This window comes from Paenibacillus sp. RC84, from assembly GCF_041260495.1.
In the GTDB taxonomy this organism is placed as follows: domain Bacteria; phylum Bacillota; class Bacilli; order Paenibacillales; family NBRC-103111; genus Paenibacillus_F.
This window is the reverse complement of the sequence record NZ_JBGBYL010000005.1, coordinates 161,201-182,348: the sequence shown is the minus strand read 5'-3', so window position 1 is coordinate 182,348 and position 21,148 is coordinate 161,201. Positions and strand designations below refer to the sequence as shown.

The 21,148-nt window shown below is 52.6% G+C and carries 24 protein-coding genes; 5 read left to right on the top strand and 19 right to left on the bottom strand.

Going from position 1 to position 21,148, the window contains the following annotated elements; all coding sequences use genetic code 11:
• Positions 1-10 precede the first annotated feature (10 nt).
• Positions 11-478 (bottom strand): hypothetical protein, encoded by a 468-nt coding sequence (locus ABH899_RS13440; protein ID WP_369996869.1) that lies wholly within the window; start codon positions 476-478, stop codon positions 11-13.
• A gap of 273 nt (positions 479-751) precedes the next feature.
• Positions 752-964: a hypothetical protein gene (locus ABH899_RS13435; protein WP_369996866.1), complete on the bottom strand. Its 213-nt coding sequence runs from the start codon at positions 962-964 to the stop codon at positions 752-754.
• Between the two features lie 136 nt (positions 965-1,100).
• On the opposite strand from ABH899_RS13435, the gene ABH899_RS13430 reads away from it, so the two are divergent.
• Positions 1,101-1,841, top strand: coding sequence for a YwaF family protein (locus ABH899_RS13430; RefSeq protein WP_369996863.1), 741 nt, complete (start codon positions 1,101-1,103; stop codon positions 1,839-1,841).
• Positions 1,842-2,026: 185 nt separating this feature from the next.
• On the opposite strand, the gene ABH899_RS13425 is transcribed toward ABH899_RS13430, so the two are convergent.
• The 12 genes from ABH899_RS13425 to ABH899_RS13370 all read right to left on the bottom strand — a co-directional run bounded on the left by ABH899_RS13425 (position 2,027) and on the right by ABH899_RS13370 (position 10,640).
• Positions 2,027-2,500 (bottom strand): hypothetical protein, encoded by a 474-nt coding sequence (locus ABH899_RS13425; RefSeq protein ID WP_369996861.1) that lies wholly within the window; start codon positions 2,498-2,500, stop codon positions 2,027-2,029.
• Between the two features lie 176 nt (positions 2,501-2,676).
• Positions 2,677-3,189 (bottom strand): acyl-CoA thioesterase, encoded by a 513-nt coding sequence (locus ABH899_RS13420; protein ID WP_369996858.1) that lies wholly within the window; start codon positions 3,187-3,189, stop codon positions 2,677-2,679.
• Between the two features lie 264 nt (positions 3,190-3,453).
• Positions 3,454-4,140 (bottom strand): response regulator, encoded by a 687-nt coding sequence (locus ABH899_RS13415; protein WP_369996855.1) that lies wholly within the window; start codon positions 4,138-4,140, stop codon positions 3,454-3,456.
• 126 nt (positions 4,141-4,266) lie between these two features.
• Positions 4,267-4,947: a Na-translocating system protein MpsC family protein gene (locus tag ABH899_RS13410; RefSeq protein WP_369996852.1), complete on the bottom strand. Its 681-nt coding sequence runs from the start codon at positions 4,945-4,947 to the stop codon at positions 4,267-4,269.
• Positions 4,948-5,168: 221 nt separating this feature from the next.
• A complete protein-coding gene (locus ABH899_RS13405) occupies positions 5,169-6,050 on the bottom strand; it encodes a carbohydrate ABC transporter permease (protein ID WP_369996850.1) in 882 nt (293 codons plus the stop codon).
• Between the two features lie 8 nt (positions 6,051-6,058).
• On the bottom strand, positions 6,059-6,907 hold the full coding sequence (locus ABH899_RS13400) for a carbohydrate ABC transporter permease (protein WP_369996848.1): 849 nt from the start codon (positions 6,905-6,907) through the stop codon (positions 6,059-6,061).
• Between the two features lie 112 nt (positions 6,908-7,019).
• On the bottom strand, positions 7,020-8,315 hold the full coding sequence (locus ABH899_RS13395) for an ABC transporter substrate-binding protein (RefSeq protein ID WP_369996845.1): 1,296 nt from the start codon (positions 8,313-8,315) through the stop codon (positions 7,020-7,022).
• 267 nt (positions 8,316-8,582) lie between these two features.
• Positions 8,583-8,921 (bottom strand): protein YmzB, encoded by a 339-nt coding sequence (ymzB, locus tag ABH899_RS13390; RefSeq protein ID WP_369996842.1) that lies wholly within the window; start codon positions 8,919-8,921, stop codon positions 8,583-8,585.
• 109 nt (positions 8,922-9,030) lie between these two features.
• Positions 9,031-9,351: a thioredoxin family protein gene (locus ABH899_RS13385; RefSeq protein WP_369996839.1), complete on the bottom strand. Its 321-nt coding sequence runs from the start codon at positions 9,349-9,351 to the stop codon at positions 9,031-9,033.
• Positions 9,348-9,719 carry a MerR family transcriptional regulator gene (locus ABH899_RS13380; RefSeq protein ID WP_369996836.1) on the bottom strand — a complete coding sequence of 124 codons (372 nt, stop codon included), beginning with the start codon at positions 9,717-9,719 and terminating at the stop codon, positions 9,348-9,350. The genes ABH899_RS13385 and ABH899_RS13380 overlap by 4 nt, the downstream gene beginning before the upstream one ends.
• Positions 9,720-9,897: 178 nt before the next feature.
• A complete protein-coding gene (locus ABH899_RS13375) occupies positions 9,898-10,227 on the bottom strand; it encodes an ArsR/SmtB family transcription factor (RefSeq protein ID WP_369996833.1) in 330 nt (109 codons plus the stop codon).
• 152 nt (positions 10,228-10,379) lie between these two features.
• Positions 10,380-10,640 (bottom strand): YqkE family protein, encoded by a 261-nt coding sequence (locus ABH899_RS13370; RefSeq protein WP_009672917.1) that lies wholly within the window; start codon positions 10,638-10,640, stop codon positions 10,380-10,382.
• A gap of 311 nt (positions 10,641-10,951) precedes the next feature.
• Between ABH899_RS13370 and ABH899_RS13365 the strand changes: the two genes are divergently transcribed.
• Genes ABH899_RS13365 through ABH899_RS13355 form a run of 3 tightly spaced genes read left to right on the top strand, consistent with a single transcriptional unit; the run spans position 10,952 to position 14,709 of the window.
• Positions 10,952-12,454, top strand: a complete 1,503-nt coding sequence (locus ABH899_RS13365; protein ID WP_369996829.1) for a spore germination protein — start codon at positions 10,952-10,954, stop codon at positions 12,452-12,454.
• A 9-nt stretch (positions 12,455-12,463) separates the two neighbouring features.
• On the top strand, positions 12,464-13,579 hold the full coding sequence (locus tag ABH899_RS13360) for a GerAB/ArcD/ProY family transporter (RefSeq protein ID WP_369997404.1): 1,116 nt from the start codon (positions 12,464-12,466) through the stop codon (positions 13,577-13,579).
• On the top strand, positions 13,576-14,709 hold the full coding sequence (locus tag ABH899_RS13355; protein WP_369996826.1) for a Ger(x)C family spore germination protein: 1,134 nt from the start codon (positions 13,576-13,578) through the stop codon (positions 14,707-14,709). Before ABH899_RS13360 ends, ABH899_RS13355 begins: the two co-directional genes overlap by 4 nt.
• A gap of 262 nt (positions 14,710-14,971) precedes the next feature.
• Here ABH899_RS13355 and ABH899_RS13350 read toward each other — a convergent pair whose 3' ends face one another.
• The 3 genes from ABH899_RS13350 to ABH899_RS13340 form a co-directional block, all read right to left on the bottom strand.
• Entirely contained in the window at positions 14,972-16,336 is a 1,365-nt protein-coding gene (locus ABH899_RS13350; RefSeq protein ID WP_369996823.1) for a cell wall-binding repeat-containing protein, read from the bottom strand.
• Positions 16,337-16,450: 114 nt separating this feature from the next.
• Positions 16,451-17,581: a HAMP domain-containing sensor histidine kinase gene (locus ABH899_RS13345; RefSeq protein ID WP_369996820.1), complete on the bottom strand. Its 1,131-nt coding sequence runs from the start codon at positions 17,579-17,581 to the stop codon at positions 16,451-16,453.
• Positions 17,578-18,270 (bottom strand): response regulator, encoded by a 693-nt coding sequence (locus ABH899_RS13340; protein WP_369997401.1) that lies wholly within the window; start codon positions 18,268-18,270, stop codon positions 17,578-17,580. Before ABH899_RS13340 ends, ABH899_RS13345 begins: the two co-directional genes overlap by 4 nt.
• Positions 18,271-18,557: 287 nt before the next feature.
• Here ABH899_RS13340 and ABH899_RS13335 point away from each other — a divergent pair, with 287 nt between their 5' ends.
• A complete protein-coding gene (locus tag ABH899_RS13335; protein ID WP_369996817.1) occupies positions 18,558-18,923 on the top strand; it encodes a hypothetical protein in 366 nt (121 codons plus the stop codon).
• Between the two features lie 160 nt (positions 18,924-19,083).
• On the opposite strand, the gene ABH899_RS13330 is transcribed toward ABH899_RS13335, so the two are convergent.
• Both ABH899_RS13330 and ABH899_RS13325 read right to left on the bottom strand, forming a co-directional pair.
• On the bottom strand, positions 19,084-20,103 hold the full coding sequence (locus ABH899_RS13330; protein ID WP_369996815.1) for an S-layer homology domain-containing protein: 1,020 nt from the start codon (positions 20,101-20,103) through the stop codon (positions 19,084-19,086).
• Between the two features lie 22 nt (positions 20,104-20,125).
• Positions 20,126-21,148, bottom strand: a complete 1,023-nt coding sequence (locus ABH899_RS13325; RefSeq protein WP_369996812.1) for a hypothetical protein — start codon at positions 21,146-21,148, stop codon at positions 20,126-20,128.

Genomic DNA, 21,148 nt, shown 5'->3' with positions numbered 1-21,148 from the left:
GTCTTTATCGTTAACCAACCGCAACCAGCATGGCGGGTTCTTGGACGGCCGGTTTCCAGGACGCTTTCTCATCCAGCACACATGCGAATGCCGGACCGCAGTTTGTCGGAATGACCCATACCGTGTGATCGTGGATGACCGAGCGCGGCAGGTGATAACCGGACAAGCCTGCTTGAATCACGGACGCGTAATCTTCCGGGCTGCCTGCGCTCAGCTTCAGCCTGATCGTGCCGTACACTTTGAAACGGCCTCCTTCGCGGATATCCTCCACTCGCGTCCACTCGACCGCATCTACGGACTCCATCCGGAAATCGGCTTTCTCTCCCTGCTCGTTGACCATCTGAACGGGGCTAAGATCAATGCTTTCCCTGTTTAAGATGAAAGCAGCCGTTTCGGCAGCCTGCGATTTATTGGCTGCGGACACGACTAAAGACAGTGAAGCCTGGAACAAAATCACGGGTTCTTCTCTTCTCTCCATAAACAATTAATCTTCTCCTTCTGTGCATGTCAATTAGCGTTTGCCTGTCATAGACGACCTACTCTTTGAAAACACTCTACAAGATACCTATGACGGAACCCGCTTGGATATGTGCGATTACGCGCATGAATGTGATTATAGATCTTGTCGGCCGAGATGTTTGTCAAACCCTCGGCGATTATTTTCCAATTTTTTGTTGGAAAATAGAAAAAGACAAGTCGGAAATTTTCAGTGTCCGGAGCTGCTCGCCCCGTCTCTCTCAATCTATCGGTTTTAATCCGGAAACTCCGGATTTCTCTGCGGGCTGATCTCCGGAGGAACCGTCGGCTTGATTTCCGGCGGAGCTGCCGGCGGTGTTTCGGGTACCGTTCGCGGAGCCACTTCCGGCACATCGTTCGGTTTGATTTCCGGCGGTGTCTTGGGTGTTATCTCAGGAGTCTCATTGGAAAAATCGGCCTTGCGGGCTTCTTCATTCTTACTCATCATCTAATGAACACCTCCTCTCTCCTTACTTAACCAATCCCGGATAGTTTGAAAGAGCGATTTAACAAAAAAACCTTCGGCACACAGGAAAATATGTTAATATTATGAAAAATATAAGTTTTTTGAGGGGGCATAAAAAATGGAGCGCTTTTTCGGCGCAAACGAAGCGGAGGGCTTTACCGCTTTTTCGGGAGCGCACTGGGCGGCTTTAACGGTTTTTGCGGCCCTCATTCTTGCGCTCTATGGTTCGAGGAATTGGTTCACTCAGGGGAATCGGGCTCTGCGGGGACGAATCGCCATCGCCATTATTCTGGTGTTGTGCGAAACGGGTCTGAACGTGTGGTACGCGGCGGAGGGAATCTACGACGTCCGGTACACCCTCCCGCTTGAACTTTGCAGCATTTCCCTTTATCTCAGTGTGTTTATGCTGCTTTTCAAAAGCAGGCTCCTGTTTCAGGTGGTTTATTTCACCGGAATCGGCGGGGCGCTCATGGCGCTTGCTACGCCGGTACTCTGGTACGATTTCCCGCATTTCCGTTTTTTTGAATTTTTCGCCGCTCATATCGCTATTATTCTCGGGGTTCTTTATCTGATCTGGGTAGAGGGCTTCCGCCCGACCTTCAAATCCGTGTTCCTGGCCATGGGTTACCTCAATGTGCTGCTGCTCGGAGTCGGGACCGTTAACCTCCTGACCGGGGGCAACTATATGTTCCTGGCACGCAAGCCCGAAACGGCTTCCCTGATCGACTATCTCGGCCCGTACCCGTGGTACCTTCTGTCTCTGGAAGCCGCGGCTTTCGTCATTTTCCTGCTCATGTACGTTCCGTTCTCTCTTGGCTCCGCCCGGCCTAAAGATCCCCGGCTCCCGCACGTCCGGTAGTTGTCCGGCCGCCAGCTTTCCACTGCCGCTTTCGTATCCGCACAACAAAAAAACCGCAGGTTCCGTTCCGGATGGAACGGGTCTGCGGGTTCGAAAACCGGAAGCTTCCGGTTTTTTTATTTGTAGGAAACCAACAAAGCTTAGCGTGTCTCCACGCTCTTTTAAACGCGTGTAGGCGGGTTTCATTAAGCTCCGATCGGCTGGAGTTCAAGCTCCAGTTCGTCAATCGCTTCGTGATAAGCCTGCAGCGACTCCCGGACGATCTCGTCGAGCATGGGACCGCTCGTTTCCGGCAGCAGCGCGCGGGCGTAAGCCCAGGCGTTTTCTTCGATGCGCAGCGCGATCCGACTGCGCTCCAGCTCACTGTCCGACGCGTCCATCAGGGACGCCAGGCGGTCCAGATCCGCGTCCTCGGCATGACCGATTTCGTGGGCAAGGACGATGTCGACATACGCCTCCAGCAGGTCGTGCGATCCGTACAGCTGCATGCACTGCGCTTTGATTTCTTCTATATATAAGGTGATGAGATGACGGCCCATATTGTACTTTCCGCCGGCCATCCGTCCTCCGGGAAAATGCGACTCCAGCGTGACTTGAACCTGACTGTTCGATTCGTGCAAAAGCCGTGCGACACGATCTTCAATCAACCGATTTTTCAACCGATCCTTCAATCCCTTCTTCGATAGTCTTCGTTAGTCTTACCCGCTATTATATCGAATCCGGGAAAGGAAATAAACCATTTATTTACACGCTGTCAGTCGGGCTGAAACAAAAAAAAGACTCCGGTTATTTACCGCCGAAGTCTTTTTGCTGGAGCTCCCAGCCTGCCTTGCGCTTATTCCCAAGGATATTTGGTCAAGAGGAAGTCCGCAAACGTTTTGCTGGCTTCTCTTCTGACCTTACGGATTTCCGCGCGGTGTTCGGCGGTCTCGTAAAGCTTGTTCTCTTCTTCCGTTTCGGGGATGACTCTCGGAACCGGAACCGCCTTGTTGTCGTCGTCCAGGCCGACAAAGGTTAGAAAAGCGGTCGCTGCGATTTTTCTTACGCCGGTCACCAGGTCTTCCGTAATGACTTTGACGAACACCTCTATGGACGTCCTGCCTGTCCAGGTGACGAAAGACTCCAGGGAAACCGAATCGGTCGGACGGATCGGGTATAGAAAATCGACGGAGTCCGTCGAGGCCGTAACAGCCGTAACCCGGCAGAGCTTGGATGCCGAGATGGAGGCAATATCGTCGATATAAGACATCAGCTTACCGCCGAACATCGTATTGTGGTTGTTAACATCGGGAGGGAATACACGGGCTACTTTCATACATCTTGTTTCTTTGACAAATTTGCTTTCCATTATGCAGACGCTTCTTTCGTAGTTAGAATTTGGTAAAGGGTTCTATTCCGCGGGGATAACCCTGAATTTTGACGGACTCTCAGTGTAACAATTTCCGTAACGGTTTGTCAAAGCACCTTTTAAGTTTTTCCGCTAAGCTCCCGTTTCATCCAGCAATCTCCTGTAAATGAAGCAAATAAAGTAAATGAAGCGGCCCAGGCAGCCCATGGGCACCTAAACACAAAAAGAAGCTGATTTTCGCCAACCGAAAACCAGCTTCTTTTCTTATTTTTTGTACCCTTTGATATAACCGATCCATTTCGTCAGCACATCTTCGATTTCCGCGATACGGAAGGGCTTGCTGACATAATCCTGCATCCCGCTCGCGAGGCAGTTCACCCGGTCCTCTTTGCGGGCGTAAGCCGTAACGGCGACGATGACGGGACTGGTGTCACCGGGAGCCGCCTCGCGGATTCTTCTTGCCGCCTCAAGGCCGTCCATGTTGGGCATCGCGATATCCATAAAGATAAGATCGTAGGCTTTACGCGCAAAAGCTTCGACCGCCACGGCCCCGTCCTCCGCGATGTCGGGGTCGAACCCGCGTTTTCTCAGAATGGTCTGCAGGAGCTTCCGGTTCATCGGATTGTCCTCCACGATTAGGATGGACAAGTCCTCCCCATCCCCGGAATATCTCTGCGAAGGAGCCGTAGGCAGCAGCGAAAGTGCCGGAAATGCCGGACCCGGCGAATCCGAGAAGCGGAATAACAGATAAGCGCCGGTCAGATCCAGTTCCTTCGAAACGGCTATTTTCTCCGGAAGCCTGATTTTTCGTTCCGACGTGTACGTATATCCCCGCGGTTTAGGCTTTTCGGGCCTGGGTCCGGAGGAACTTCCGTCCGCTCCCCCGGACGGCCAGCCGCCCTCTGCCTGATTATACGGCATTTGCTTTCTCGTTCCATGTACGTGTATCAAGAGTTCCGGATTCCTCCTTTTGACGATTTGAATCACTAAAAAGCAAGAGCCAAGAAACGCGCTTCCGCGCGATCTTGGCTCATGACCAGCGTATGTAAGATATCTGGGCATTCAGTCCGTATGATTTTATTTAAATGTATAGACAAGAACGCTTCTGTCCCTCTCGAAATCCCAGTCCAGATACAAACCGGTCACCGTTCTTCCAATCGCTTGTTCCATATCTACATCATGCAGTAAGAGCTTCTTTTCGAGAGACGTTTTGGCGACCCTCAGGGCATTCTCGTACCCCGTATTAATCAGCTCTTTTTCCAGCATGATGAGCAAGCCTTCCCTGACGATAATGAGTGTTCTCGGATTCGTCCAGAACGAATAAATATGGTCGGGAATTTTTTGTACGTGCGCCGTTACATCGCTCACCTGCTGATGAACTTTCTCGTATCCGGCGTATTTCTCCTGTATATCCGCATCGAGGGATTTATTCGTCAGGCCGATCATGATGCCCGAGTGGTCTTCCAAATCCCAGTCATAATAGATTTCCTCGATCGCAATACCTACGGTCTGAGTAATGAATTCCTTCAAGTCCGGCAGCAGCACATCCATGACCATTTGGCGGGTTTCGCGGACGGCTTCGCCTTTCTGCTTATCCAGCAGAATCATTTCCACTGCACTCACGAAATTCCGGAAATGTAGAGTAATGCCGTATTCATTATACGAGATAAAAATGGACTCAGGTCCTTTGCCAAAACGTTCCCTGAGCATTTTTCCCGTCTGGCTTGATAATTGGCTCAGTGCAGTCTTCTTCTCCAAAAGTAACCTTCCTTTAAACCGTTGGCGTCTACGTCCAAGGATCCTAAATTTGTCTGCCCAAAAATCAATGGCGTTCATGTCCAGTGATCCAATAGAAATTATAATACAATTTGCGCGTTTTATAAAGGAATTCTTATCCTGCCCGATTCCGGACTTTTTATGAAAAAAAGAACAAGCCGCCCGGCTTGGACGGCGGCTCCACATTCCGTTCATTAAAGCGCTTACCCTTTTACCGCGCCCGATTGGACGCCTTTTATAAAATAGCTCTGGAAGCTGATAAATACGGCCAGAATGGGCAGCAGGGCAATGACCGAACCCGCCGCGATCAGCCTGGTATTCGTGACGAACGTTCCTTTGAGCTTGTAAAGACCGAGTGTGAGCGGATAAAGGCGGTCGTCCTCAATGACGAGATACGGCCACAAAAAATTGTTCCACGAACCGATAAAGCTGAGAATGGCAAGCGTGGCCAACATCGGCCTTACCATCGGCATCATGATCAGCAGGAAGATCCGGATCACACCCGCCCCGTCGATCACGGCCGATTCTTCGATTTCTTTGGGGATGCCGAGGAACCCCTGTCTCATCAGAAAAATGCCGAAGGCCGAGACGGCGGCGGGCAGGATGACGCCTGTATACGAGCCGAGAAGATGCAGCTTGTTCAGAATCAGATAGACGGGAATCATGGTCACCTCGCCCGGAATCATCATCGTCGCGATAATGATTAGGAAGACGGCTCCCTTCCCTCTGAAAGTCATCCTTGCCAAAGGAAATGCCGCCATGGAGCAGAATACGACCGGAAGCAGCACCCCGAAGAAAGCGAGTACGGTGCTGTTCCATACGTACAAGGGCAGCGGCAGGGAATTCCACACCGTCGCGTAGTTTTCCAGCGTAAACAGCTCGGGTATAAAGCGTGGCGGCATCGAGTAGATGGTCTCGTTCTGCCCTTTTAAAGAAGTGGACAGCGTCCACAGAAAAGGAAGAATCATGACGACCGCAATCAGAGTCAGGCACACGTAAGAAATAAGACGCCGGACTCCCCGGCGTCTCTTCCGCCTTGTCCGCCGGCCCGGGGCGGGCGGCACAGCTGCCGGTTCTAACCGCATCGCGTCCCTCACTCTCCTTCCATCGAACGCTTGTTAACGAGCGTTAACAGCAGAATGACGATAAACAGCACAAACGAGATGGCGCTGGCGTAGCCCATATCGAGCTGCTTGAAAGCTTCGTCGAACACCCTATACACAACGGTCGTCGAAGCCCCGATGGGCCCTCCCTCGGTCATGGTCAGCATGAGCGTAAACTCTTTGAAGGCGCCCATGGTGGAGACGACCGAGACGAAGAAAACAACCGGCTTCAGCATCGGAAACGTGATGCGGACATGCTTGCTCCAGAACCCGGCGCCGTCCAGCTCCGCCGCTTCGTACAAATCTTCCGGCACGGCCTGCAGTCCGGCCAGATAAAACAGCATATAATAGCCGAGACCCTGCCAGACGGTGACGATTGCGAGACTCGGCATCACGAAATATTTACTCGTCAGCCATTTCACCGGCTCCGCTCCGAACAGGCTCAGCATATAATTGAAAATGCCTTCGCTCTGAAACATCCAGCCCCACAAGAAGGCTGTGACGACAACCGATACAAGCGCGGGAAAATAGTAAATCAGGCGGAAAACCTTCACGCCGGTCAGTCCCTGATTAACCAGGATGGCAAGAAATACCGGAAGAATAACCAGCGCGGGCGTAACGAGAATCCAATAATAGAACGTATTGAACATCGCCCGCCAAAATTCCGAATCCCCCATCAGGGTCTGGTAGTTGGCCAGTCCCACCCATTCCATCGGTTCGAAGACGTTATAGGACGTAAAGCTGAGATAAAGAGCCGCCGCGGAAGGGAAAATGCTGAACAGGAGCAGCAGAATCCCGGCCGGCGCCAGGAAAGCCCAGGCGTGAATCGTCTTGTACATTTTGAAGAGACCTCCTAGTCCGTCAGCCGCCGGACTGTACACGTGTACAGCCCGGCGACGGAATCTTGTCTTCTTCCGCAAAAAATCGTGATGTCCGGTGACGTGACTTCACCTATTTAAGCAGCTTGTTGACGGCCGCTTCCGCGTCCTCCAGCGCTTTGGCCGGATCTTTATCCTCCAGCAGCACTTTCTGGAACTCATCGTTGATGGCTTTGTTGATTTTCGAAATATTCTCGACCGGCGGGAACATGTTTTCCGAAATTTCCAGCTGTTTGGCCGCGTAATACAAGCCTTTCTCGGCGGGGTCCGCTGAATCTTTCCCCTTCGTGAAGAACGGATCTTCCGCCGCTTTCTTAACGGAGGGGAGAATGGCGACGATTTGGGCGAACTTCAGCTGGTTCTCGCCGTTGGTCAGGAACTTGGCAAAATCGGCGGCTTCTTTTTTATGTTTGCTTTTGGCGGAAACGGCGATATTCATGATGGCCACGTTCACCTTGCCGCTGGACCCGACCAGAGCGCCCGCCGAATCCGATTTGGCGTACACTTGAGGCGACAAATCCTTCACCTGCCGGAACAGCTGCGGGCCCGTTCCCCAGAACGCGATTTTTTCCTGGGCGTACCACTCCTGGGGCTTTGCCTGGTTCAGCAAAATTTCATCGGGGATAAGCCCCGCTTTATAGCGCTCCTTGAATTTCTTGAAAATTTCAAGCGTCTTTTCGTTGTTAAAAGCCGCTTTCTTGTAATCGTCGCTGACGAGCTTGATCCCGTTCTGAGGCAGATATAAGTGGATGTCTTTCAAGGTGTTCCCGTAGGCGCCCGTTTTTTCTTTGATCGCCTTGGACATTTCCCACGATTCTTCTTCCGTCTTCGGCGGAGCGTCGAAGCCCGCTTTTTTAAGAAGTTCCTTGTTGTAAAGCTGGACGCCGTTCGACAAATACCAGGGCAGAGCGTACGAGACTCCCTGAAACTCGCCGGCCGACCATACGCCTTCGAAGTAGTCCTTTTTCACGTCCGCAGCGAGTTCATCCATATTGGCAACCGCGCCGAGAGCGGCCAGCTTTTTCAAATAATCCGTGTTCAGGTTCAGCACGTCGGCCAAGGAGCCGGACGCTGCGGATGTAAGCGTTTTCTGTTCTACGGCCTCGAAAGGAATATCCTGCCATTTCACCGTAACGCCGGGGTTCTTACTTTCAAAATCTTGGATGACACCGTTCAAGTAATCGTCGAATGTCGGGCTTAACGCGATCGTCCAGAACGTAATTTCCTTCTTATCTCCCTTACTTGACCGCTCTGCGGAAGCGCCCGGCGATCCAGACGTACCCGGTTCCGTTCCGGATTTCGAGCAGGCGGCCGTGAACAGCAGCAGTACGGCGATAACCAATGGAAGCCATCTTATAGATCTTTTCAACAAAAACCCTCCCCGGAGTATAATCGGATAATTTTACCGAAACATTCTTTAAAATACGGAATATTATTCCCGATTTAAAAGAAATCGCTTACCAATTGATTGGAATTATTCTCTGCCCTCTTCCAATGCTTAAAAACGTTCTTCTTTTAATAGACGCGGCGGAGCGCCCATTTATACATCTTTATTCGGTCCATAAGGCCACGGGCAAAAAAAACAGCCCCCGAAAGGGGGCTGCCGATCGTCCGCATGCGCTTGGCATCCGGCTGCTTACTGGAGAGTCAGCGAATAAACGGCGCGTTCCGTTCTCAGCACGACGCTGTCTTCGCTTAAATCCGCCACGGAGAGGCCTTCGAGCGGGATAACAAAGGTTCCTTGAGGAAGAGCTTCTTCGCTGCCGTTATTGAGAACCGTTCCTTCCCCGTAAAGAAGTAAAGCGCTGCCGTTCGTATAGTCGTCCGGAGCATCGGGCTGATACTCCCGGTATTCAAACTGACTCAATTGAAGATCGACCCGGTCGATATCTTCCTGTTCTTCTTTGGCGATCCGGATTGCCTTGTTCGTGTGGGCATTTAACCAGTCCGTGACGGGCTGGAGCTCGTTAGCCATGGGTAACCCTCCTTCTCGTAATGAGGCTCTCTCTTCTTTTACCCCGATTCTGTATAAGTTGAACGAAATCTTTCGTTTTCATTCTCCGGACCGCCGAAGCAGGGAGTCATCAGCCGATATAACGGGATAAAACCGATTGGTATACGGATTTGGGCCGCAGGCCGACAAGCTTCTCCACCGGCTCGCCCCGATGCAGGACAAGCACGGTAGGCATCGACATGACGCCGAAAGCAGAAGCCGCTTCCGGTGAATCGTCGCAATCGACTTTCAGCATGTTCACTTTGCCTTCATACTCGTTACTCAGTTCTTCCAGAATAGGAAGAAGCGTTTTACAAGGCGGACACCACACTGCGGTAAAATCGATAACGGTCACGCCTCCATCGGAAATATGGTCCAGGTATGTTGCATCGTTGACGGTTGTCAGGCTCATTGAACTTTCTCCTCCTTGGTTTTATCGTTTAAAATATAATCGATTCTTTCTTCCAGATTCGATTTGATGTTCTGCAGCACCCCGATCTGCTCTTCGATTTCCGAAAGCTTTTGCTTGTAAACCGGAAGCACTTCGGAACAGAAGGCTTCATTGTTCATCAGCACGCAGTGAAGAAATCCGGAAATTTGCTCGGTATTGAGGCCGAGCCCGAGGTACAGTTGAATCGTCCGCACCTGTTCTACGGCGAATGAAGCATATTCCCGGTATCCGTTGTCCCCGCGGACCGGCGAAAGCAGTCCCTGCTCCTCATAATAGCGGAGGGAACGGATACTGACTCCGGTACGGGCGGAAAGCTCTCCGATTTTCATTTTCGGCAAACTCCTTTCTGCCTTTATTCGTTCCTGAGGCTATTATAAACCCTCACATGGATGTCAGTGTCAACAGTAAAAAAAGCCCGGAATTTATTCCGGGCCGTACCATTTAGCGACAAAGCGTGACGGATCGTTACCCTCGCCGTTACTTGTAAAGGCAAGACTTTTGAAGGGCTCAGCCACAACGTCCGCTTCCGTCCGTTTTCTCTTCTATTTCAGCGATTTTGTGTCTCATCGAAGGGACTTGACGGAGCAGCTCCAGAGTCCGGTCCTTCTGATCAGCCGCCAGTGAATAATAGATCCACTGTCCCTTTCTCGTCTCGCTCACCAGTCCCGCATCCTTCATCTTCCGCAGATGCTGGGAAATGCTCGGCTGGGACATTCCCGTCACGTCCACCAGATCGCAGACGCAGAGCTCCCGTTCCCGCAGAAGGGCAAGAATCGTCAGCCGGGTTTTGTCTCCCATGAGCTTAAACGTATCGGCAAAGCTTTGCAGTTGTTCCACCCTGTAAGCTCCTTTACGAATGTGTATATGCTTACATAATTATATAATGAATCCACTTGAGGAGCAACAGCGGTCCTGCCCCCCTTGAAGCAGAGCAACAGCCCAGCCCGGCAAAAAAAAGCAGCCTGCCGGAGCAGACTGCTTGGGGTTGCTTATTTGTATTTGCGCCAATCCATCTCGCTGTTGGCCAGCAAATGTTCAAAATTGTTGTCCAGCCGTTTCTGCTCGGCCTTGCGGGCCTCCGCCGCTTTCCGCTGCTCTTCCTCGCGGCGCTTCGCTTCGTCCGCCTTCATCTGATCGGATTGAGCCTTCAACTTCTCGATAACCTGCGGGTTAAGCAGGTCTTTAAGCGTTGCGGGCTTATCCGTATCGGCGGCACGCGGCGCAGGGGCGGGTCTGTTCTTTTTCCCCATCACTCATCACCTCGGTTCCCACATTATAGCAGGTTCGCAGGCTGTATTCCAGCCTTTCCGGGCCTGCTTACGGGCACAATGAAGCCCGGCGTCAAGCATCGGCCGCACACCGGAACCCCATGAATTTCCCCTCCGTCGTCGAAGTCTAGCCTTCCGCTTTTAACCACTATATCACATGCCGGAGGGTTATCTTCCCGCAACAACGATTTCCGCCTGCCTATTTTCCTTTCTTCCCGGTAAATGTAAGTAAAGAGAGCCGATTCCGGTCATACTAAGCGGACCAAGCCCGCAAGGGAGGACGTGTCGGCCTAATGCCTGATTTTACCATCCGCAGCTATGAGGATTTCAAAGCGTACTGTTCCCAGGGTACTAATCAGATCCAAAGCAAAATCGTCGGGATACCCGGAGAGTCTTACGAGCTGTTTTATCTCGACCAGCTGATTAACAAAGATATTCTGCACCGCGACATTCTCCATCCGCTGCTGGAGCTCGGCGGGGGTCTCGGACCGGATGAGCTTCTTTCGTACCTGCCCGTGGGCGGGGGCAAAAAAATCGACGAATGGGGCGAAATCCCTACCCTGCTGCTCGCAGGCTGGATTTACGTTCATCCGTCGTTTTATGAAAGCGGGGTTATCCTTCAGGCCGATCAGATTCCCGGAAGGAATCTGACTGCTGCCGAGAACGAAAGCCAGATTTTCGGGCCTCAGGTCAGTTTCGCGGAATCGCTCGATCAGAACATGGCTCTGATCCGCAGCATCCTGAACGATCCGCTGCTCAAAACCGAATCGTTTATTACCGGAGATCAGACAAAAACCAAAACGATCATGTGCTACATGGAGGGACTCAACAATAACGCGTATGTCGCAATGGTCCGCAAACGCCTGTCCAATCTCAAGACGGACGGCATTCTGGACTGCGGTATGCTCTCCAAGCTGCTCGAAGACAATCCCGACAGTATTTTTCCCATGTATTTCCTGACGGAAAGGCCCGACCGGACCGTCGGTTCGCTGCTCGAAGGCAAAGTGATCGTACTCGTCGGAGGCAGCTCCCGTGTCATGATCGCTCCTTCCACGTTCATCGACTTTTTCAAAGCCGAAGAAGACCGTTACGTACACTGGCAGATGTCCGCTTTCGTGTTCATATTGAGGATGCTGGCCGTCTTCTTCTCCATGCTGCTGACTCCCCTTTATGTGGCTGCGCTCACCTTTCATTACGAAATGATCCCGTCAGCCCTGCTCGACCCTCTTTCAAGCTCCAGGGCGAAGGTTCCTTTCCCGCCTTTATTCGAGGCCCTGCTGCTTGAATTCATCATTGAGCTTCTGCGTGAAGCGGGCGCGAGACTGCCGACCAAAGTCGGTCAGACGATGGGCATCGTAGGCGGTATCGTCATCGGGCAAGCCGCCGTTCAGGCCGGGTTCACCAGCAACCTGCTCATCATGATTGTCGCGCTCGGCGCGCTGGCCTCCTTCACTTCCCCGGGATTTATGATGGGAACGGCCATCCGGATTCTCCGCTTCCCCATGATCATGATCGCCGGATTCTGGGGCGGGGTCGGCATTGTCATCGGCGTATCTTTTCTGCTTATCCATCTCTTGAGGCTCACTTCGCTCGGCACGCCGTACCTGAAGCCGTTTTATCCGTTTGACAGCTCCGAATTTACCGAATTGTTTATCAGACGGCCTTACGGCAAATTCATGGACAACCTTGTCAAAACCTTCTCTTTCCAAGCCCGGAAAAAGAAAGGAAACGACTCCGAACCCCCGGACAACGGGCAAAAAATAGATTTGTTCGAACAATTCCAAGAAGAAAACTAGGTGACTGACATGAACGGCTATCCGGAATCTCCCCGTATTTCAGTGCGCACCTATCTGCTTTTCTTTATCATTACAACCGCGCAGGTAGGTGTGGGAGGGGCCAGCTTTCAACGCAAAATTTATAAAATGGTGGGCCAGGATTCATGGGTTACCGTCCTGCTCGCCGGGCTGTTCTGCCATCTCGTCGTCGTCGCCATGTTTTCCTTTCTCAAAAAGTACCCGGGCCAAGATCTCTACGGCATTCAGAAAGAAGCTTTCGGAAAATGGCTGGGCGGTGCACTATCCTTCCTCTATATGGCTTACCTGATCCTTATCGCTTTGACGATTATCCGGAATTATGCGGAAATTGTGCAGACGTGGATTTTTCCGGACATGCCTCCCTGGTTCCTGGCCCTTATGGTTCTTGCCCTCACGTTGTACGGTGTGCTCGGAGGCATCAGAGTGATTGCCGGAATCGGATTTATAAGTGTTCTGATCATAACCCTCGAGATGCTGCTGTTCTACTATCCCCTTCAATACGCGGATTGGGGATATCTGCTCCCCGTCATGAATCATTCTCCGCGGGATTTTCTGAAAGGAACGCAAGAGATCTCCTTCTCGGTTGTCGGTTTTGAACTGCTGATGTTTGTTTTACCTTTTATACGGGATACAAACAAAGCGCCGAGATACGCACATTTCGCCATTGTGTTTACTACAGTTACTTATCTAGTTTACATGTTTACGGCGCTTGTCTATTTCAGCGGAGGACAGCTTATCCACACCATTTGGCCGACTTTGACTTTGCTCAAAATCGTGGAATTCCCCTTTATCGAGCGCGTCGAATATATTACGGTTTCGCTCTATCTCATCGGAATTTTGCCGAACGTGATGCTGTATGTGTGGGCCGCCTCCCGCGGCATTCCGAAAATGAGCCCGCTGAAGGAAAAAGCTTCCCTTTACCTCGTCGTCGCCATTTTGTTTGTAATTTGCACGTTCTTCAGCAGCAGACTTGAAATTAGGCGGCTGAACGACATATCCGGTCAAGTAAGCATATACATGGCTTTTGCGTATCCGCTCCTGCTGAGCATGCTCTTGTTCTTCAAAAGACGGGGCGTTCAGCCCCCAAACGGAGGTGACTCCCCGTGAAAATTCGGCGGCTTTGCCTGCTGGCCCTTGTGACGGTTCTGGCTGCGACGGGATGTGTGGAGCGGCGGGTCTTCGAAAGAATCGGTCTCGTGGTGGCGCTGGGTTTCGACAAAGGCCAAGGCGGCATCCTCAGCGGCACATCCGTCATGTATACCCTGGATAAAGAATCCGGTCACCGGGCTACGATTCTGGCCAACCAGGCTTATACGACCAAAAAACTGCGGGAGGACCAGAACCGCAAATCATCCAAAAAGCTGATGCTGGGCCAGCTGCGCGTCGTATTGTACGAGGAAGCGATCGCCCGCGACGGGCTGATCGATCTCGTCGATTCCCTGATCCGCGATCCTTCCATCGGCACAAAAATATATTTGGGCATCAGCACCGAGAAAAGCGCCGATCTTCTCCAGTATCCGTACCGGAGCATCAGTAATATCGGAACGTATCTGTACGACACGATCAAGCAGAATGTGCTGGAAGGACAAATTATTTCACCTACGCTTCATGAATTTCTGCGGGATTATTATTCCGCCGGCAAAGATCCCGTTCTTCCCGTTTTTGTCCGCAAGGGGGAAACCATCTCATCCGAAAAGGCGGCCCTGTTCCGATCCGACAAAGTGGTCGGAATGCTGTCCAACATCGACGCGGCTTATCTGAAGCTGATCCGCAACCGGTTCAAGACCGGCACCTTCGAACTTAAGCTCGACAAGAAGAAGCTGGACCCTTATTTGAGCGAAAATAACGCGGACCGGCGGGAGCACATTCATACGGTAGTCCGGATCGTCGATACCAAGCAGGGAATCCGCCTGACGGACCCGGAAAAACCCGCTTACGAGTTGAACATGAAACTGAAATTTGTTCTGGAGGAGATTTCCGCCGGAATCAATTTAACCGAATCCGAAGTGACGCGCACGATCGAGAAGCTCGTTACCGACGAATTCACGAAGAAAATGGAAAGCGTGCTCGCCAAAATGACCGATTTAAGAACAGATCCCGTCGGCTTCGGGGAGATTTACCGCCAGTCGCTTCGCGGAGGCACGCTGACGAAAAGCGATTGGTACGACAAAATGTCCTCCATGTCCGTCGATGTCCATTTGAACATGGAACTGCTTCGCACAGGGGTTGTGGAATAAGGCGGGAGCTTGAACGAAAACGTCCTAAAGAAAGGGCTTCAGGGATAATGATGGTCCTTGCTGTTACCTGAACGAGCTCTGCTGCAATTTCAGGTTCTGCGCTGACATGTGCGAGCCATAGTGTCCGTCACAGCCTTGCTGATCTCATACGCAAGGTGTCGTTTACCCGTAAGGTCCCGTCTTGTCATTTCGCCGTTAAAACAAAGAGAACGCCGACGGCGTTCTCTTTGTTGTTAATGCGATAGTGGTCTCGGGTTCTCTTTTAATGGCCTGCATGAGACATGCCCGACATGTCGGTCTTCCCGGAACCGGAACCCGAGCCTGTTCCGGCTGCACCGCCGGTGCCGGAATTTTTACCGGCATCGCCGCCGGCTGTCCCGGATTGGTCGCCGGCGGCCGGCATACCGGACATGCCGCCGTGCCCCCCGTGTCCTCCGCCTGTCCTGGAGACGATTTCGAGCATCGAGTCGATCTCGCCCTGACCCGCAGCCGAAATCGAACGCTCGTCTCCCGTAAGCCACGCGTGGTTGAACGGGCCTTCCACGGGAGACTTGTCATACTTCGGCTGCACGGACATCAGGTACGCCATGACGGAATCCGGCAGCTTGTCCTTCTCCGTCCAGATGAGGGGCGCATGCTTGCCGAGATGCGAGAACGGGGCGGCAGCCAGGGCCAGATCCGGATTCTCCTTGCTGATCAGCGAGAAGTTATGGCCCGGCGTCGTGATTCCCCAGCCGAATCCCGTTGCCGGGTCCTTGTACTTGGCGAACGCGATGCTGTTCTCGACGGGGTCTTTTCCCGCTATCCGCACGACTTTGCCGTATTCGCCGAGCTGTTTCTCGACGGCTGCGGAAATGACGGAGTCCGGGCCGAGCAGGTAGATGTTCGCCTTGCCGTCCCGCGTTTTTAAAGCGTCAATCGTCTCTTGGGGAACCTTATCCTTGCTCACGTAGAGCAGAGGCTCGGGCATATGGGAGATCCAGTTGACGGCCGGCATCGTGTATTCCTTATTCTCGCTGGAACCTACGATAACGGAAGGCGGGTTCTCCTTCGCTACCTTCGCGTAATAAGCATCAATCGCTTTTGCCCCCGCGGCGGGATTGTCCGCCGGGATCTTGTCCGTTTTGAGGCCCAATTCCTTGGCCTGTTTTTCCACTTTAGGGTCCAAATTCCCGACGAGAATAGCCTGCACGCCCTGGTTGGATTCGACTCCGGCCGGTTTCAGACGTTTCAGTTCCCCCACGGTTACATCCGGAATGCCGTCCTTGTTAACGAAAAGAACCGGCCCGTTATTCGGGTGATGAATCAGATCGGCACTCGCGAGGGCGGTCTGCCACTCCTCGGGATTGACGAGCACGACGCCTCCCGGGCGGTTGTCGTCGCTTGTGGCCATCCACAGCGTACGCGAGGTGAGCACCGCCGCCTCGTAAGGATCGCTCGAATTGATGCGCGTCGTGTTCTTGGACGCGATCCAGGGCGCTTTCGAATCGGCTCCCCCGCTGCCCGCCGCCGTTACAGGCTGAGCCGCCGCTCCGCCGGCTGTATTTTTGGACGGATCGTTCAAGCAGCCCGTAAGAGCCAGCGATGCCGTCAAGGTTATCATCCCGACTCCTATCCATTTTTTCATTTGACGGATGCCTCCTTCACAAAAATTCTCAATTGGTTCTATTGATCAGTGTACCCATCAATTATGAAGAACCTGTGTAGGTGAAGCTCCCTCAACCGTTTATTTTTTAAACCGTTACTCGTCTCCGGAATCCGGCTCCCGCAAAATCTGCGTCTTTATTGCCGCAAGGGGCGGCTGCGCTGCGGAAAGGGTGATCAGGAAAACCGCTCCCCCTTCATTGGCCGCCGAAATCCGGCCTCCGTGCGCCTGCACCAGCTTGCTGACGATGGCAAGTCCGAGCCCGCTGCCTCCGGACCTGCGGTTGCGCGACTTGTCGCCGCGGTAAAAGCGCTCGAAAATATACGGCAGATCGCTTTCCCGTATACCCGGGCCGGTATCTTTGACGGTAATGAGCACCTTGTCTCCCGCACGCCTGCCTTTGAGCGCCACTTCCCCGTCAGGAGGCGTATAGGTCAAGGCGTTGCTGAGCAAATTGACCAGAATTTGCGTGAGACGGTCGGGGTCGGCATCGAGGTACACGCTCCGGGGGGCGTCGACGGTGAAGCGGATCCGTTTTTCCAGGAAAGCGGCGGACATAAATGCCTTGACCTTCTCCATCACGGTGTCCAGCGGCACCTTCGTCCGGGTGAGCCGGAATACCGGCGAGTCCAGTTCGTTGAGCTCTTCCAGCTCGTTAATGAGATCGGCCAGACGGACGATCTCTTCGTAACACGAATGAATGCGCTCCGGTGTCGGCTCCCAGATGCCGTCCTCCAGCGCCCTCATGTGGCTTTTCAAAGTCGCCAGAGGCGTGCGGAGCTCATGGGCGATATCCTCGGTCATCGTAACGCGGATCTTCTCCAGCCTTTGCAGCTGCTCCGCCAGCTCGTTGATCGACCGCCCGAGCTCCGCCAGTTCGTCGTCTCCGCCCACGGCCGTCCGGCTGTCCAGCTGGCCTCCGGTCATTTTCTCGGCCACGGCCTTCATTTCCACGAGGGGAGCCGACACCCGCTTCGCTACGCAGAAGCCCATGCAGGCGGCCAGTACGATCGAACCCAGGAACGTCCAGAGCACCGACTGCATGATGGCCTGTTCCAAATGCGTATTGAGCCGGGGCATATCGTGCATCCCGCCGTCGGCCTGATTCATGTACATCGTGATATGATAATGCGTGCTGATCAGAATGGTCGCCGTCGAGATGATCAGAATTCCCGTAGCCATCGCGACGATCATGACAGCAAGCCGGACATGCAGCTTCTTCTTCACTTGAGCTCACCGGAGAAACGGTATCCCGCTCCGTAAACCGTCTGGATATAGACGGGATTTTTCGGATCCTTTTCGATTTTCTGACGGATGTTCTTCACATGCTGATCGATGGTCCTCACGTCCCCGTCGTAGGCGAAACCCATAATTTTATCGACGAGCTCGTCCCTCGTAAAGCTTCTTCTGGGATATCGCGCAAGCGCTATCAGAAGTTTGTATTCGATAGGCGTCAGACTGACCGGTTCCCCTTGGCAAAAAACAACCTGCCTCAACGAGTCGATCTCCAGATGCCCGTTCCGAAAAGAAACCCGGTCCGCCAGCAGCTGGCTGTCGTCCGAACGCCGCAGAATAGCTCTCACGCGTGCCACAAGCTCTCTCGGATCGAACGGCTTCGTCAAGTAATCGTCGGCTCCGAGCGACAGACCGTGAATCTGATTCGTCTTGGAAACTTTGGCCGTGAGCATGAGAACCGGTACCGCATCGGACCGCCGGATTTCCCTACATACCTGTTCCCCGTCCATATCGGGCAGCATCAGATCCAGAACGAGCAGGTCGACGCCTCCTTGCCGGACCGTTTGCAGCGCTTCTTGGCCGCTGCCCGCTTCGGCGGTACGAAAGCCTTCTTTTTGCAGATAAGACACGATGACTTCCCTGATTTTGTCTTCGTCATCCACGACCAGAATCGTTTTCAGGGCAGATTCCCCCTTTACTTGGCATTGCCGGATTAGGGCCGGATCGGGCCCTATTTTACTTTATCAGCACAATATGTAGAAACGATGTAGATTGTACATGGAAGGCAGGGGGATAGGCCTGCATCAAGCATTCCCCTTACGATTATAAACCCGTGTTCAGGGAGTTGCGAATCCGAATGAAATCAATAAGAGAAAATAATTTTCTTTTTATAGTTATAAAAAAATATATTCTACCAATTATTCTATAACTATGATAGACTATATTTACCAACTTTGGAGGTGTTATTATGATTAAGAAGTTTTCTGCCATTCTTTTGACCGGAGTTTTAGCCCTGTCTCTTGCAACTTCTGCTTATGCCGCAAATGAAAGTTTACAAGTTATTTCTGAGCCGGGGGAAGACAACACGGTCGGATCCATATCCGGTCAAGACAAAGAGGGTAAATTTACTTTTTTCACCACTCAAAGCGGAGGCCAAAATTTCGCTAAAGCGGCCGTTTTATCCAGCTGCGGCGGCGCTCCCATCGACTTGGAAATAAAAGGGGTCGGAAGTATTACAAAAGCAATTAAACTGTCTAGCGGTTGCAGCTATAAAGTGCGTTTGTGGAATGAAACAGGCGGAACAGCCAAAGCATTTTTGAGAAACTGGGAGTAGTTTAGGACTATTTAGTAAAAAGCATGTTTAAATGTCTACATAAGTCATAACGATAGATTTATTATCCCCCATGGGTCTTTATCCCATAGGGGATTTTTGTCATAAATCCCTCAAAAGGCAAAAAAGCCGCGAGGAACGCGGCTCCGCTTCTTGCATTTACTTATTTGACCTGCCGCTGATAAGTTTTGGCCGCTTCGTTCATCGCTTTAAGCTCGCCTCCCTTAACGTAAGAAGGAAAATTCTTGCTGTCCTTGCGCACATAAACGCTGCTGTCGGCTGCCGTCAGAAGCTCACCGGACGCCGGGAAATAATAGAAGCTCGTGTCCGCATTCTGGAAGACGGCCGCTCCGCTCAAATCTTTTTTAGCTTTCAGAAGGTCATTGTCCGCTGCTTTAAACGTGATCCGGCTCGCTTTCCCCTCATAATAAGTGACAACGAAATTTTTATAAATTTCCTCCGGATTGCCGTCCGCTTCGTCCTTACCGGTTGCGAACGGCTTACCGAGCAGCGCGTGAACTTCATCCGTCGTCCGGCCTACCGCCAATCCGTTCAGGATGAACTTGCCGTTCTCCGCTTTAACTTGCAGCGTATCGTGGCGTTTGCCGTATTTGCCGTTCTTCTCGAAGAGACGGTCGATAATAACGGCTGCCTCGGCACGGGTTAAATTCTGGTCCAGCGCCAGGTCGGTATCGGTTCTGCCTTGAAGAATGCCGTTCTTCCGGCTGACGTCCGCGGCCGTTTTATCATCCACCGGCTTTGAGCGCAGCGCCGGGTCGATCACGCGGCTGACGATGCGGGAGAGCTCAAGCCTGGAGATCGGCTTATTCATGTTCTCCTTCTTCGCGCTGCCGTCAATAAAGCCTTTCGTCTGCCGGGCTTCCGTAAAGTACGGCTGCCACCAGCTGCCGCTTCCTGCGCCGCCTGCCGTAAAGGCCGGGTTGTCGGTCATTACGGCCATTTTAATGAACTGTGCCCAGGTAACTTCGCTCTGCGGGGCGAATTCATGATCGGCGATGCCGTCGATGACATTCATCTGGTACGCGTTGATGATGCTGTCCTGAGCCCAGGCCACATGATCGATATCTTTAAACAGCCAGTGAGCCTGCGTGGTCGAGTTCAGGGACAGAAGCAGAACGCCTCCGGCTGTCAGTGCGGTTGTCCATTTTTTTATCTGTTTCATCCTTCATCCCATCCTTTTATCTTCACTTGTCGGTTTTCACATCCGGGAATGCGGCGGCGATACGGGCGTCAAGCCCCTTCCAGAAAGCGTCGATGCCGGGTTTGGGGTCACCGATGATGCTTTCGCCTTTTTTTCCGGGGTTATAAATAACATCCTTATTCGTGTTGATGACCGTCAGATACTCTTTCACGATACCGGCCGTCTTCGTATCCGGGTTGTTTTTGACGAGTTTCTCATAGCTCTGCTTCACGAGCGGAATGAGCTTCATGCCCGGTTCCTCGATCGCTTCATAACGGTAGCCGTGAATATATTCATGCAGATAATCGCTGTAGAGAGCCTTGATTTCTTCCGCTTTCGGCCCCTTCGGGTAAGCGGTCAAAACCTTTTCCGCCGCCAAAGTACGCTCCCCAAGCTCGTCGCGCGAAATTTTCAGGCTGGCGTCGGAACGGAAAGGCGTCTTGTTTTCAAGCGACTGGATGGCCAGATACGCCTTCAGATCGTCCGACACATACGGCGCATACGACTTGTTCAGCGCGTCATAGTCGACTTTCCAGAAATAACTGCCCTCTTTGTCCGAAAGCTGGAGCTTGGCGGCCGCCTGGTTTTTCAGCCACTGCTTCAACGTATCGTCGTTCACGATCTTGTTGAAATCCGCGGGATAGCCGATTTCCCTCATTTTGTCCGCCGTTCCGTGCTGGCCCATCATTTCGGTAAAGCTGGCGTTCAATCCGGGCAGATGTGTGTCGTAAAACTTCTGAAGTTCGATAAACATCTGATCGGCCGTCGCTTTATCCGCTTTGGGCATGTTCTCGTCAAGGAAGGCCGTGACCTCCCTGGCTTCTTTGGCCTGGGAGATTTTCAGCTGGAGCCTGGCGAGGACATTGCCGCTTGCAGCCGCTCTCGGGCTCGGTGAAGCCGTCTGGGCAGAGTCCTGCCGGGCCGGCTCTTTGACTTGAACATTCTGCTCCCGGGCTCCGCAGCCGGCGAGCAGGGATGCGGCCAGCAGGGTGCAGACCGCCGCTTGTTTGACTAGGTTCGCTTTCAA